Genomic DNA, 12,872 nt, shown 5'->3' on the forward strand with positions numbered 1-12,872 from the left:
GGCGCTTACAACATCAGCTCCAGCCGGAAGTAGATGGGCGACTCGCGCTCGGTAATCACGTCCGGGCGCTTCAGGGAATGGGCGAAGGTGACGCTGGCGGCCAGATGCTGGCCGCGGGCAAAGAACTCCATGGAGTGGCTGGAGACGCGCCCGTGTTCATCGCCGTTGTAGCGGTCGCCGCGAATCATGCCTTGGTCGTAGCCAAGGCCGGCGCCATACTCCGCTAGCACCGGGCGCAGCCAATCGAAGGCAATCGGGCGACTCCAGCGCAGGTCATTGCGCCAGTAGGCGCCGCTATCGCCAGTCAGGGACTGGTCCTTGTAACCGCGAACCGAAGACAAGCCGCCCAGGCTCAGGCGTTGCGGGCTATAGAGCGGGTCTTCGCTGCGCTGGCCGGTGAACAGACTGCTGAAACTGAGGTTTTCGCCCCACAGGGCAAAGGGCTGCAGGTAGCTGAGGGTCAGACTGTACTTGCGGTAGCGCGCATCCGGGGCGCCAGGGTTGGCGGTGCGTCCGGACTGGGCGCCGAAGGCACCAATACCCTGCTGCATCCCCGCGTCGATGTTGACGAAAGCGTTGCCGATCCGTCGGCCATGGTTGATACCCAATTGCGCTTCGCTCAGACGGTTGCTGCTACTTTTCAGGCGGCTATCTTCGATGTAATTGTTTGACCGCAGGTAGGCCAGACCGGTATTCAGCGCAGTCTTCGAAAGGGCGTCGCGGTGGATCACCCGCTCGGCCCGCAGCTGGTGGTTCTGGCTATCGCCAGTCTGCTTGAACGTAAAGTTGTTGGCCTTGGCCTGGGAGCGGTAGGCGCTCTGGCTGTAGGAATAATTGAAGTTCCACCAGCCCCAGGGCAGGTTGTAATAAAGCATCTCGTTGTGCGAGGTTTGCTGGTAATCGCTGACTGCGTCGTGGCCGCCACGCAGCATCAGCTGGTCGGCCAAACCCAGTGGACTGTCCCACTCCAGGCCATAACCCCACTGCTGCTCGCCGGTCGCGCGCTGGCCCTCGTTGTTGCGCGACACGTTGGCGCGCCAGGGCTTTTTCGGAGTATTGCTTACTTCAACAATGCTGCCGCCGACATTCTCGCCGGGAACCAGCTCCATCTTCGCCTGGTTGGACGGCAGACGATTGAGCTGGTCGACCATTTGCTCGATATCCCGCAGGTTGAGCCGATCGCCAACCGTGCCGGGGAACGTCATTGCCAGCTCCCGCGGTGACAGGCCGCTGTCGTCGACGCCTCTGAGGCCTTCCAGGCGCCCTTCTACTACCTGCACTTCCAAGTGCCTGCTGGACAGATCTTGTTGCGGAAGATAGGCACGGCTGGTGACCAGGCCACTGGTCAGGTAGTAATCGGTGATGGCTTTGAGCAAGGCATTGAGCTGCGCCACACCCAGGCATTGGCCGAGCCAGGGTTGAACCAGATGTTCGCGTTCGGCCTGGGACAGGCTGGCGGCACCCTTGATCACGATGGTGTCGATGGCAAAGCAGCGTGTGTCCGGTGCAGCAGGGGCAGAAGGTTGCGGGCGCTCCTTGCCCGGCAGGTCGCGTAGTTCTTCAAGGCGGCGTTGCTGCTCCAGCAGTAGCCTGTCCTGACGATCGCGGATCAGGTCCTGGTCGCCCGGAGTAGCCGCGAAACACGGAACAACGGCACCAAAGCCCAAGACCACGAGGCACAACCTCATCGCGAGGTGGTGATACTGCATGACCCACTCCCCTAGATATGTCACTGTGCCATCATTGGCGCCGCGATTCTAAGAGAGTGGTAAAACTGGCGTCAACAATATTGCGCTGGTGTTCGCCTCATCGACCGCTCCTAAAGGTTTACTACAGATTTCAAGATCGGCAGATAACCAATGGGAGCGGCGGTGCGACTTGAGCCGCGATGACGGCGTCGGCTTATCCCGCCCGCGCCAGGCTCGCCAACACCGCTTCAATCTCCACCAACACCGCCGGATCATCCAGGGTCGAAGGCGGTGTATACGGCTGCTGGTCGGCAATCTTGCGCAGCACCGCGCGCAGGATCTTGCCCGAGCGGGTCTTGGGCAGGCGCTTGACCACCCGCACCTGGTTGAAACAGGCCAGCGCACCAATCTGCTCGCGCACGCTGGCCACCAGCTCGCTCTGCAACTGCGCCTGGGCAATGTCCTGGCCGTCCTTGAGCACCACCAGCGCCAGCGGCACCTGGCCCTTGATCTCGTCGTGCACGCCGATCACCGCGCATTCGGCCACCGCCGGATGGCGGGCCACCAGGTCTTCCATCTCGCCGGTAGACAGGCGATGGCCGGAGACGTTGATGACGTCGTCGGTGCGGCCCATGATGTAGACGAAACCGTCTTCATCCAGATAGCCGCCGTCGCCGGTGTGGTAATAGCCGGGGTAGGTCTTCAGGTAGGCATCCAGGTAGCGCTGGTGGTCGCCCCACAAGGTCTGGCTGCAGCCAGGCGGCAGCGGCAAGGCAATGACGATCGAGCCTTGCTGGTTGGCGCCGAGCAGATGCCCGTCATCATCCAGTACCTGTACGTTGTAGCCCGGCACCGCCCGGTTGCTCGAGCCCGGCCGCGCTGCACTGCCCTCCATGCCCACGCACGGTGCGGTCACCGGCCAGCCGGTTTCGGTCTGCCACCAGTGGTCGTGGACGGTCTTGCCGCTGGTGGCCTCCAGCCATTGATGGGTGCTGGAATCAAGCTTCTCGCCGGCCAGAAACAGCTGGCGCAGGGAGCTCAGGTCATAGCGGCGCAGCAATTCGCCGTCGGGGTCTTCCTTGCGGATCGCGCGCATGGCGGTGGGCGCGCAGAACAGGCCGTTGACCCGGTACTGCTCGACCACCCGCCAGTAGGCGCCGGCATCCGGGGTGCGGATCGGCTTGCCTTCGTAGAACACCGTGGTGCAGCCATTCATCAGCGGCCCGTAGACGATCAGCGAATGGCCAACCACCCAGCCAACGTCGGAAATCCCCCACCACACGTCGCCCGCCTGCATGCCATAGATATGGCGCATGGCAAAGCTCAGGGCCACGGCGTTGCCGCCGTTTTCGCGCACGATCCCCTTGGGTTTGCCGGTGGTGCCCGAGGTATACATGATGTACAGCGGGTCGGCGGCGGCCAGTTCCACCGGCGCCACTGCTCTGGCCGTGGCCACCGCTTCGAGCCAGTCGAGGTCGCGGCCTTCGACCAGGGTTGCGGTGGCTTGCGGGCGTTGCAGCACCAGCACCTGGCGCGGCTGGTGCCTGGCCAGTTGCAAGGCGCGATCCACCAGCGGTTTGTAGTCGACGACCCGGTCGAATTCCAGCCCGCACGAAGCAGTCAGCAGCAGGGTGGGCCGGGCATCGTCGATGCGCAGCGCCAGCTCGTTGGCGGCAAAGCCGCCAAACACCACCGAATGCACCGCGCCGATACGCGCGCAGGCGAGCATGGCCATGGCCGCCTGGGGCACCATGGGCATGTAGATGATCACCCCGTCGCCCTTCTCGACCCCAAGCTCGCGCAGCAAGCCGGCCAGGCGCGCCACTTCATCGCGCAGCTGGTTGTAGCTGAACTGCTGCTGGCTGCCGGTTACCGGCGAGTCGTAGATCAGCGCGGTCTGCTCACCACGGCCCTGTTCGATCTGATGGTCGAGGGCCAGGTAGCAGCTGTTGAGGCGACCGTCGGCGAACCACTGGTGGCTGCCATCGGCATTTTCAACAAGGGTTTGCAGGGGCTTGCGGTACCAGGCCAGGTGGTCGGCCTGTTCGGCCCAGAAGGCGGCAGGATCGGCGATGGAGCGGGCGTAGCTGTGCTGGTATGTCATCGAATGTAAAACCCTGAACTTGTTGTTATTAATAAAGGGCGAGCTTCGAGTATGGACCGCAGTTGTCAGTCTGCCATGGGACTTAAGTCGCATCTTGCCGGTATGATGACCGGCGTTTATTTACGAGCCTGCCGCCAACCCCATGCATACCCTTGAAGACCTCAAAGCCGGCCGTCTGGCGGGCATTACCCGCCTCGACCTGGCCTGCGGGCTGGAACACTTCCCCCGGGAAATTTTCGACCTGGCCGACAGCCTGCAGGTACTCAACCTGACCGGTAACAACCTAAGCGACCTGCCTGGGGACCTGGGCCGGCTGCACCAGCTCAAGGTGCTGTTCTGCTCGCAAAACCGCTTTCGCCACCTGCCCGAAGGCATCGGCCAGTGCCCGATGCTGGAAATGGTCGGCTTCAAGAGCAACCAGATCGAGCAGGTCAGCGGCGCGGCGCTGCCACCACGGCTGCGGGCCCTGGTGCTGACCGACAACCGCATCGAAACCCTGCCCGAAGCCCTGGGCGATTGCCCGCACCTGCAAAAGCTGATGCTTGCCGGCAACCGCCTGCGCGAACTGCCGGCAAGCCTTGCGCGCTGCACCAGGCTTGAACTGCTGCGCCTGTCGGCCAACCGGCTGCCGGCCCTGCCCGACTGGTTGCTGCAGATGCCGCGCCTGGCCTGGCTGGCCTACGCCGGTAACCCCATGGCGGCGGGCTACTGCACACCGCAAGATCCTGGCCATTGCCAGGTGATTGACTGGCAGCAGATCCACCTTGAACAGGTATTGGGCCAGGGCGCGTCCGGGGTCATTCACCAGGCGCGCTGGCAGCAGCAGAGCGCGCCAGTGGCGGTCAAGCTGTACAAGGGCGAGATCACCAGCGACGGCTTGCCGCTCAACGAAATGAGCGCCTGCATTGCCGCTGGCGATCACCCGCAACTGGTGCGCCTGGCCGGGCGTATCGACAACCACCCGCAGCAACTGCCGGCGCTGGTGATGCAGTTGATCGAGCCGAGCTGGTTCAACCTGGCCGGGCCGCCGAGCCTGGATTCATGCACCCGCGACTGTTATCCGCCCGAGCGGCGTTTGCGCCTTGCCAGCGTGCGGCGCCTGGCCGCTGCCATTGCAGCGGTAGGCGCGCATTTGCACGGGCACGGCATCACCCATGGCGACCTGTATGCGCACAACGTGCTGTGTGACGAGCATGGCGACTGCTTGCTGGGGGACTTTGGCGCGGCGTCGTTCCATCCGCTGGATGGCAGCGTGGCGACTGAAGCGCTGCAGCGGATCGAGGTGCTGGCGTTCGGGGTGTTGCTGGGGGAGTTGCTGGCGTGTTGCGAGGGCGATTGCGAGGTGTTGCGGGGGGTGCAGCGCGAGTGTGTGCGGGATGAGGTGATGCTGCGGCCGGGGTTTGCCGAGGTTTGTCAGCGGCTTCGCGGCGTCTGAATCGCGGGTCAAGTCGAGGCGTCGCACCGCCGCTCCCACAATGTACCTGTGGGAGCGGAAGGTTTACATCAACCCGCCAGACCTACATAGACGTTCTGCACGTCATCGTTATCGTCGATGGCTTCCAGGAAGGCTTCAACCTCTGCCATCTGCTCATCGCTCAGGGTGCTGACCGGGTTTTTCGGGGTGTAGCCGATTTTTGCCGAGACCACGGTGAAGCCTTGACCCGGCAGGGCTTTCTGCACGGCGTCGAGGTCGGTGGTATCGGTGATGAACAGGGTCGCGCCCTCTTCTTCGCCTTCGGCAAAATCCTGGGCGCCGGCTTCGATGGCGGCCATTTCCGGGTCAGCGTCAGGGCTGGCCGGCGTGGCTTCGATCAGGCCGACGTGGTTGAAGTCCCAGGCCACCGAACCGGAAGCGCCCAGCTGGCCCTTGCGGAACAGTACGCGGATTTGCGCCACGGTGCGGTTGACGTTGTCGGTCAGGCACTCGACGATCAGCGGCACCTGGTGCGGGGCAAAGCCTTCGTAGGTGACGGCGGTGTACTGCACCGCGTCGCCGTCCAGGCCGGCACCCTTGCGGATGGCACGTTCAAGGGTCTCGCGGGTCATCGAAGCCTTTTTGGCTTGCTCGATGGCTAGGCGCAGGCGCGGGTTCATGTCCGGGTCGGCGCCGGACTTGGCAGCGATCTGGATCTCTTTGGACAGCTTGCCCATGATCTTGCCTTTGGCGTTGGCTGCGACTTCTCTATGCTTGGCTTTCCACTGTGCGCCCATCTCGACTCTCTTGTTTCAGGTGCCGGTTCAGGTAGCGACCGGCCAAAGTGGCAAGCAGTTTATACGCTCCGCAGGCCATCGACAAAAAAACCCTTCAGCCCTTGTCGGCCTTGCCCGCAGCAGCGGCAAAACGCGCCAGGCGCACGTCAAGGTGGCGCGGGCGGCGGCCGTTGTCTTCGGCCTGCTCCTTGCGACGGATGGCATTGCGCACCATCAGCGAGCCCAGGTAGCGGATCGGCTCCGGCGGGAAGTAGCCCAGCGGGCCGTTGACCAGCGGCGAGCGGGTCCAATGGTTGTCCAGGCCCAGGGCCAGCGACGAAAGGATCTGCCCGCCCATGTGGCAGGGGCCGACGCCGCTGCCCGAGTAGCCAAAGCCGTAAAACACATTGCCCTGGCCATTGAGCCGGCCAAAAAACGGCAAGCCGGTCACCGAACGGTCCGACGGCCCGTTCCAGGTCGCGGCAACCGGCACCTGGGCCAGGGCCGGGAAGAACTCGCCAAGGCTGCGGCGCAGCAACGGCTCATAGGGCGAAGGCTGGTCGAACACCGGCAGCATCCGCCCGCCATAGGCGAAGGTATTGCCGCCCTTGCCGAGCATCAGCCGGCCATCGCTGGTGTTGTGGTAGTAATGCACGAAGATCCGCGAATCGAGCACGCTGATGCCGCTGGTCAGGCCGATCTGTTCGAGCAACTGCGGTTGCGGCTCGGTGATGATCATGTCGCTGGAGACGATCGCCACGCTGCGCTCGAACTGCGGGAAGGCCCGCGCCATCCAGGCGTTGAGGGCCAGCACCACGCGACCGGCGCGGATGTTGCCACGGGCGGTTTCGACCAGCGCCTGCGGCCCTTGCTGCAAACCGCTCATGGCCGTGCCCTCATAAATGCGCACGCCCTTTTGCAAAGCGATCCGGCGCAGCCCGCGCACCAGCTTGCCCGGTTGTACCGTGGCAGCGGCCGGCGAGAACCAGCCTTCCAGGTGCCTGGTCGAGCCTGCCAGACGCTGCACCTGCGCAACCGCCAGGCGTCGGAACGAGTTGATGCCCTGGCGCTCAAGCGCTGCAATCACGCCATCGGTGGCGCCGACCTGGGCGCGGTTGGTGGCCGTGTACAAGGTGCCGTCCAGGCGGTAGTCGGCGTTGATGCCATGGGCCTGGCAGAACTCGCCGATGACGTAGATGCTCTGCTCCGAAGCCTTGACCAGGCGCACCGCCTCCTGCGCCCCGAACAGGCGTTCGAGGGTGAAGTACTTGGCCGACCACGACAGCGCGCAGCCGCCGTTGCGCCCACTGGCGCCGGCGCCGCAGATGTCGGCCTCGATCAGCACCACATCCAGCGCCGGGTTGTGCTCCTTGAGCATGAGCGCCGTCCACAGGCCGGTGTAGCCGCCCCCGACGATGCACACCTGGCAGTCGGTATCAGCCGCCAGCGGCGGGCACGCGGGTGCAACTTCCTGGTCCAGCGCCTGTTGCAGCCAGAACGGTCTCATGTCGGTTTCCTTATAGGTTCAAGTACGCAGCGGTTTGATCGCCATGGCCGTGTTGGGGGCAACGGCCGGGGTGTGCTCGGGGCTGGCCGGGCGGCTGTTCCAGTGCGGCAGCAGCACCAGGGCGGAAAACAGCGCACAACCGGCAAAGACGATGAACACCGTGACGCTGTCGAAGTAACCCGGCAGCAGGCCGCCGAGAATCGCCCCGACCGAACCGCAGCCGTTGACGAAGCCTGCGGCAGTGGCGCCGGCCTTGGCGGTGCCGAAGTCGATGGCGGCAGCGCCGCTGATCATCGAGTCTGGCCCGTACAGGGTCAGGCCCATGACAAACAGCAAAGCCACCACCAGCAACACGCTGCCAGTATGCAGGGCGGCCATGAACAGCCCGAGCACCACGGTCAGCACCACCAGGCTGATCACGCAGGCCGGCATGCGCCGGGCGCCGAAAAGTTTGTCCGAAGCCAGGCCAATCATGATCGGGCCGAGCAAGCCGGCCAGCTCGAAGGCGGTGGGGATGATTGCCGCACCAACCTTGCCCACCGACGGCATCTGTTCGAAGACGATCACCGGGCCCCAGAGCAGAATCGCGTAGCGCGCAGGTTTTAACAGAAAGTACGCCAGCCCCAGGGTCAGCACCGTGCGGTTGCGCAGGATCTCGCGCAACGGCGCCCAGATGCTGCAAATCGTCGAGCCCGGCACCATGCTTTCGGGCTCGGGCTCCACCGCCGGCAAACCGACGTCTTCAGGCTTGTTGCGCTGGAAGATGAAGAACAGCACCGCTACCAGCGCCACCACCGCCGCGCTGGAGATGAACGCCGCATGCCAGCTGCCGATCAGGGTGTAGGCCCACCAGCCAGCAAACGGCGAGGCCACCAGGCCGCCGAAGGCATAGCACGAGCTCCACAACCCCAGCACCCGCCCACGCTGGGACGAGGGAAAGAAGCTGCCGATGTTCTTGCACAGCCCGGCCCAGCCGGTCGATTGCGCCAGGCCCTGGACCAGCATGCAGGTAGCAAAGATCGGGAAGGTCGCGTAACTGCCCATCACCACGGCAGCGGCGGCAGAAATCACCAGGCCGCCGAGCACCACCACCCGCGGGCCGAAGCGGTCGGCGAGCATGCCCCAGGTAAATTGCCCGAATGCGTAGGCGGTCAGGTAGATGGCGTCGAGGTTGGCCATGGCCATTTTGTCGAGAGTAAAGCTTGGGTCTTCGGCGATGCCGAGCTTGGCCACCGAAAAAGCTTTGCGGGTGAAGTAGAACGCGGCGTAGGCCAGCCAGGTGATGGCAAAAATCTGCACGCGCCAACGTTTGATATCTGCAACGTGTTTGTTCATGGTGGGATCTGACCTCGAGAGCTGAGTGTGCCGGCAGAATTTGAAAAAAACGCCTGTCTTGTTGTTGTGTTGCGCACTGCGTGACGGCCGGTCGAACCCGTCACCTGCTCAGATAGAAACAATTACTGACTGATAAATAAAATCGATTTATCGTATTTCACAAATAAGCTCAGCTTGTAACAGGTGCTGCGATGTCGGTGTCCCACGCTCAGTTGAAGGCTTTTCACGCAGTTGCCCTGCACGGCAGCTTCACCCGCGCCGCCGAACGGTTGTTCCTGACCCAGCCGGCGATCTCCGACCAGGTGCGTAAACTCGAAGAACGTTTCGGGGTTTTGCTGTTTCACCGCAACAAGCGTTCGGTGCAACTGACCGATCTGGGCGAGCGTTTACTGGCGATCACCCAGCGCCTGTTCGTCTGCGAGGCCGAAGCCCATGAGCTGCTGCAGGATTCGCGCGCCTTGCAGACCGGCACCCTGGTGCTGGCAGTGGATGCGCCGGTGCACGTGCTGCCGCAGATTGCGCGCTTCTGCCAGCAGTACCCGGGGATCAGCGTCAAGGTCGAGACCGGCAATACCGACGAGTCGCTGCTGCGGCTGTTCAACTACCAGGCCGACCTGGCCCTGCTCGGCCGCGACGTTGATGATGACCGGCTGCTGTGCGTGCCGCTGCGCAGCGACCCGATGGTGGCCTTCGTCTCGCACAACCACCCCTGGGCCAGCCGTGGTTCGATCAGCCTGGCCGACCTTGACGACACGCCAATCGTGCTGCGTGAACCGGGTTCGGTCACCCGCCAGACCTTGGAAGAAGAAATGGCCCGCGCCGGCCTGCGCATCCGCGCGGCGATCCAGGTCGAAGGCCGCGAAGCTGCGCGCGAGGCGGTGGTGGTGGGGATTGGTGTGGGCGTGGTGTCGGCCGCCGAGTTCGGCGCCGATGCGCGGGTGTGTGCCTTGCCGATTGTCGATTGCCAGCGGCGTTTGACCGAGACCCTGGTGTGCTTGCGCGAGCAGAGCTCACGGCGGCTGGTGGCGACGTTTTTGCAGATGGTGCAGGACAGCCTTTAGCCCCATCGCGGGTCAAGCCCGCTCCTACAGTAGGAGCGGGCTTGCCCCGCGATCAGGGCCTAAGCCGCCTCCCTGCCCCGCGCCAGCGCCTGGGCCGCGGCCAGCATCGAGCGCAACAGCACCGCGCAGCCATCGGCCAGGTCTTGCGGCGCGGCATTCTCGATTTCGTTGTGGCTGATGCCGCCCTCGCAGGGGACGAAGATCATCCCCGCCGGGCCCAGTTCGGCGACGAAGATCGCATCATGCCCGGCGCCACTGACGATATCCATGTGCGACAACCCCAGGCCCTGGGCTGCGCTGCGCACCGCCTGCACGCAACCCTCATCGAAGTACAGCGGTGGAAAGTCTGCGGTCGGCGTCAGGCTGTAGGTCAGCCCATGCTGCTGGCAGGTGCTGCTGATCACATCCTTGACCTGGGCGATCATCGAGTCGAGCCGCGCCGGCTCCAGATGCCGGAAATCCAGGGTCATGCGCACCTCGCCAGGAATGACGTTGCGCGAGCCGGGATAAGCCTGCAGGCAACCGACCGTGCCGCAGGCATGGGGCTGGTGCTCCAGGGCCACGCGGTTGACCGCCGCCACCACCGCGCTGGCGCCGACCAGGGCGTCCTTGCGCAGGTGCATCGGCGTTGGCCCGGCGTGGGCCTCGACGCCGCGCAGGGTCAGGTCGAACCACTTCTGCCCGAGCGCGCCAAGCACCACGCCGATGGTCTTGTGCTGGTCTTCAAGAATCGGCCCCTGCTCGATATGCGCTTCGAAATAGGCGCCCACCGGATGACCACTGACCGCCCGCGGCCCGGCATAACCAATGGCGTTAAGCGCCTCGCCGACGCTGATGCCTTCGGCGTCGGTCTTGGCCAGGGTCTGGGCCAGGGTGAATTTTTCGGCAAACACCCCCGAACCCATCATGCACGGAGCAAAGCGCGAGCCCTCTTCGTTGGTCCACACCACCACTTCCAGCGGCGCTTCGGTTTCGACCTTGAGGTCGTTGAGGGTGCGCAGCACTTCCAGCCCGGCCAGCACGCCAAAGCAGCCATCGAACTTGCCACCGGTGGGCTGGGTATCGATATGGCTGCCGGTCATCACCGGCGGCAATTGCGGGTTGCGCCCCGGGCGGCGGGCGAAGATGTTGCCGACGCCATCAATGCTGACGGTGCAGCCGGCCTCTTCGGTCCATTTGACGAACAGGTCGCGGGCCTGGCGATCGAGGTCGGTCAAAGCCAGCCGGCAAACGCCACCCTTGACCGTGGCGCCAAGCCGGGCCAGCTCCATCAGCGACTGCCACAGGCGTTCGCCGTTGATATGCCGTTGGGTCGATTGCAGAACATCCTGAGCGGTTTGCATGTGCGTCTCCTGCATCACGTGCCTGGCCTCTGCGGGCCATGGGCTTACACGGTGGGTTTGAGGTTGGCCGTGCGGGCGGCCCTGAAGCTGCCGAGGGCGTAGTAGATCAGCCCGCCCAGGGCAGAACCGGTGAACCAGCCAAAGTCGTAGAACCAGCTGAAGGCGCTGCTGTGCAGCGACAGCAGGGTCAGCGCCACCGGCACGCCGAAGGCAATGAAACCAGCGGCGTTCCAGGCCGGGTAGACGTCGTCGCGGTACAGGCCGGCGAGGTCCAGGGTCTGTTTGCGGGTGATGAAGTAGTCGACCACCATAATCCCGGCAATCGGCCCGAGCAGGCTCGAATAGCCCAGCAGCCAGTTGGAATAGACGCTCTCCAGGCTGACGTCGCTGACGATCCAGCCGAGCTTTTTCAGCAGCTCATGGCCCATCAGCAGCAAGCCCACCAGGCCGGTGAGCAGCACGGCGGTGGTGCGGCCGATCCATTTGGGCGCCAGGTTCTGGAAGTCATTGGTCGGCGAGACGATATTGGCTGCGGTGTTGGTCGACAGCGTGGCGATGATGATCAGGGCCATGGCCAGCGCCACCCACATCGGGCTCTGGATGTGGCCGATGAGGCTGACCGGGTCGGACACGGTTTCGCCCACCAGCGAGGCAGAGGCTGCGGTCAGCACCACGCCGAGGGCGGCGAAGAGGAACATGGTCAGTGGCAGGCCGAAGATCTGCCCGAGGATCTGGTCCTTCTGGCTTTTGGCGTAACGGCTGAAATCGGGGATGTTCAGCGACAGGGTGGCCCAGAAACCGACCATCGCAGTGAGCCCGGCAAAGAAGTAGCCGTAGACGCTGGCGCCCTCGGGGCGCTTGGGCGGCTGGGCCATCAACTCGCTGATCGAGACGTTGGGCAAGGCCCACACCAGCAGCCCCGCTCCCACCAGCACCAGCAGCGGCGCCGACAGGGTTTCCAGCCATTTGATCGACTCGGCGCCGCGCAGCACCACCCACAGGTTCAGGCACCAGAACAGCATGAAGCCGATCACCTCGCCGGTGCCGCCGAGGGCTTTCCAGTCCGCCGACAGCGAGCCGAGAAACAGGTGAATGGCCAGGCCGCCGAACATCGTCTGGATGCCGAACCAGCCGCAAGCCACCAGGGCGCGGATCAGGCACGGTACGTTGGAGCCGATGATGCCGAAGGACGAACGCAGCAGCACCGGAAAGGGAATGCCGTACTTGGTACCGGGAAAAGCGTTCAAGGTCAGCGGGATCAATACCACGGTGTTGGCCAGCAAAATCGCCAGCAGCGCCTCACCCACGGTCAGGCCAAAATAGGCGGTGAGCACGCCGCCCAGGGTGTAGGTCGGCACGCAGATCGACATGCCGACCCACAGCGCGGTGATGTGCCATTTGTTCCAGGTGCGCTCGTGCACCTTGGTCGGGGCGATGTCGTGGTTATACCTGGGGCTGTCGAGGACGTCGCTGCCGGCGTCGAGTTCGAACAAGCCGTCGCGTTCGCTCACCTGCGATCTGGTCTGCTGCATGGCCGCTCCACTGTTGTTGTGTTTTTGGGAGTTGGTTGCATTGCACGGGCATGTGGGCAATCACGGTTGCCCATGAGAAATCTTGACCATTTCTACAACCTGTCAAGAACGA

General features: G+C 64.1%; 9 protein-coding genes. 2 read left to right on the top strand and 7 right to left on the bottom strand.

Translation table 11 applies throughout. From position 1 onward, the window contains the following. Positions 1 to 5: 5 nt before the first annotated feature. Together ACZ9A3_RS12685 and ACZ9A3_RS12690 are read right to left on the bottom strand one after the other, a co-directional pair. Positions 6 to 1,709 (bottom strand): ShlB/FhaC/HecB family hemolysin secretion/activation protein, encoded by a 1,704-nt coding sequence (locus tag ACZ9A3_RS12685; RefSeq protein WP_476252708.1) that lies wholly within the window; start codon positions 1,707 to 1,709, stop codon positions 6 to 8. A 193-nt stretch (positions 1,710 to 1,902) separates the two neighbouring features. Further along, positions 1,903 to 3,792, bottom strand: coding sequence for a propionyl-CoA synthetase (locus ACZ9A3_RS12690; RefSeq protein WP_476252709.1), 1,890 nt, complete (start codon positions 3,790 to 3,792; stop codon positions 1,903 to 1,905). A 142-nt stretch (positions 3,793 to 3,934) separates the two neighbouring features. Here ACZ9A3_RS12690 and ACZ9A3_RS12695 point away from each other — a divergent pair, with 142 nt between their 5' ends. Further along, on the top strand, positions 3,935 to 5,227 hold the full coding sequence (locus ACZ9A3_RS12695) for a leucine-rich repeat domain-containing protein (protein ID WP_476252710.1): 1,293 nt from the start codon (positions 3,935 to 3,937) through the stop codon (positions 5,225 to 5,227). A gap of 68 nt (positions 5,228 to 5,295) precedes the next feature. Here the strand turns inward: ACZ9A3_RS12695 and ACZ9A3_RS12700 are convergent, their stop codons facing one another. The 3 genes from ACZ9A3_RS12700 to ACZ9A3_RS12710 all read right to left on the bottom strand — a co-directional run bounded on the left by ACZ9A3_RS12700 (position 5,296) and on the right by ACZ9A3_RS12710 (position 8,824). Beyond that, complete coding sequence (locus ACZ9A3_RS12700) at positions 5,296 to 6,003, bottom strand: YebC/PmpR family DNA-binding transcriptional regulator (RefSeq protein WP_045194063.1); 708 nt, start codon at positions 6,001 to 6,003, stop codon at positions 5,296 to 5,298. A 94-nt stretch (positions 6,004 to 6,097) separates the two neighbouring features. Continuing rightward, complete coding sequence (locus ACZ9A3_RS12705) at positions 6,098 to 7,489, bottom strand: FAD-dependent oxidoreductase (RefSeq protein ID WP_476252711.1); 1,392 nt, start codon at positions 7,487 to 7,489, stop codon at positions 6,098 to 6,100. A gap of 18 nt (positions 7,490 to 7,507) precedes the next feature. After that, positions 7,508 to 8,824 carry an MFS transporter gene (locus ACZ9A3_RS12710; protein ID WP_093381636.1) on the bottom strand — a complete coding sequence of 439 codons (1,317 nt, stop codon included), beginning with the start codon at positions 8,822 to 8,824 and terminating at the stop codon, positions 7,508 to 7,510. Between the two features lie 191 nt (positions 8,825 to 9,015). Here ACZ9A3_RS12710 and ACZ9A3_RS12715 point away from each other — a divergent pair, with 191 nt between their 5' ends. Further along, positions 9,016 to 9,885 (top strand): LysR family transcriptional regulator, encoded by an 870-nt coding sequence (locus tag ACZ9A3_RS12715; RefSeq protein WP_045194066.1) that lies wholly within the window; start codon positions 9,016 to 9,018, stop codon positions 9,883 to 9,885. Between the two features lie 59 nt (positions 9,886 to 9,944). On the opposite strand, the gene ACZ9A3_RS12720 is transcribed toward ACZ9A3_RS12715, so the two are convergent. Then, positions 9,945 to 11,228, bottom strand: coding sequence for a Zn-dependent hydrolase (locus ACZ9A3_RS12720; protein ID WP_258593850.1), 1,284 nt, complete (start codon positions 11,226 to 11,228; stop codon positions 9,945 to 9,947). Between the two features lie 44 nt (positions 11,229 to 11,272). Beyond that, entirely contained in the window at positions 11,273 to 12,760 is a 1,488-nt protein-coding gene (locus ACZ9A3_RS12725; protein WP_195884425.1) for an NCS1 family nucleobase:cation symporter-1, read from the bottom strand. Positions 12,761 to 12,872 lie beyond the last annotated feature (112 nt).

It is taken from the genome of Pseudomonas sp. TE4620, assembly GCF_056279045.1.

Bases quoted from the DNA above. Each gene is read 5' to 3' on its own strand.
- ACZ9A3_RS12705 (WP_476252711.1), bottom strand. From the start codon at position 7,489: ATGAGACCGTTCTGGCTGCAACAGGCGCTGGACCAGGAAGTTGCACCC.
- ACZ9A3_RS12700 (WP_045194063.1), bottom strand. From the start codon at position 6,003: ATGGGCGCACAGTGGAAAGCCAAGCATAGAGAAGTCGCAGCCAACGCC.
- ACZ9A3_RS12725 (WP_195884425.1), bottom strand. From the start codon at position 12,760: ATGCAGCAGACCAGATCGCAGGTGAGCGAACGCGACGGCTTGTTCGAA.
- ACZ9A3_RS12715 (WP_045194066.1), top strand. From the start codon at position 9,016: ATGTCGGTGTCCCACGCTCAGTTGAAGGCTTTTCACGCAGTTGCCCTG.
- ACZ9A3_RS12695 (WP_476252710.1), top strand. From the start codon at position 3,935: ATGCATACCCTTGAAGACCTCAAAGCCGGCCGTCTGGCGGGCATTACC.
- ACZ9A3_RS12720 (WP_258593850.1), bottom strand. From the start codon at position 11,228: ATGCAAACCGCTCAGGATGTTCTGCAATCGACCCAACGGCATATCAAC.
- ACZ9A3_RS12685 (WP_476252708.1), bottom strand. From the start codon at position 1,709: ATGCAGTATCACCACCTCGCGATGAGGTTGTGCCTCGTGGTCTTGGGC.
- ACZ9A3_RS12710 (WP_093381636.1), bottom strand. From the start codon at position 8,824: ATGAACAAACACGTTGCAGATATCAAACGTTGGCGCGTGCAGATTTTT.
- ACZ9A3_RS12690 (WP_476252709.1), bottom strand. From the start codon at position 3,792: ATGACATACCAGCACAGCTACGCCCGCTCCATCGCCGATCCTGCCGCC.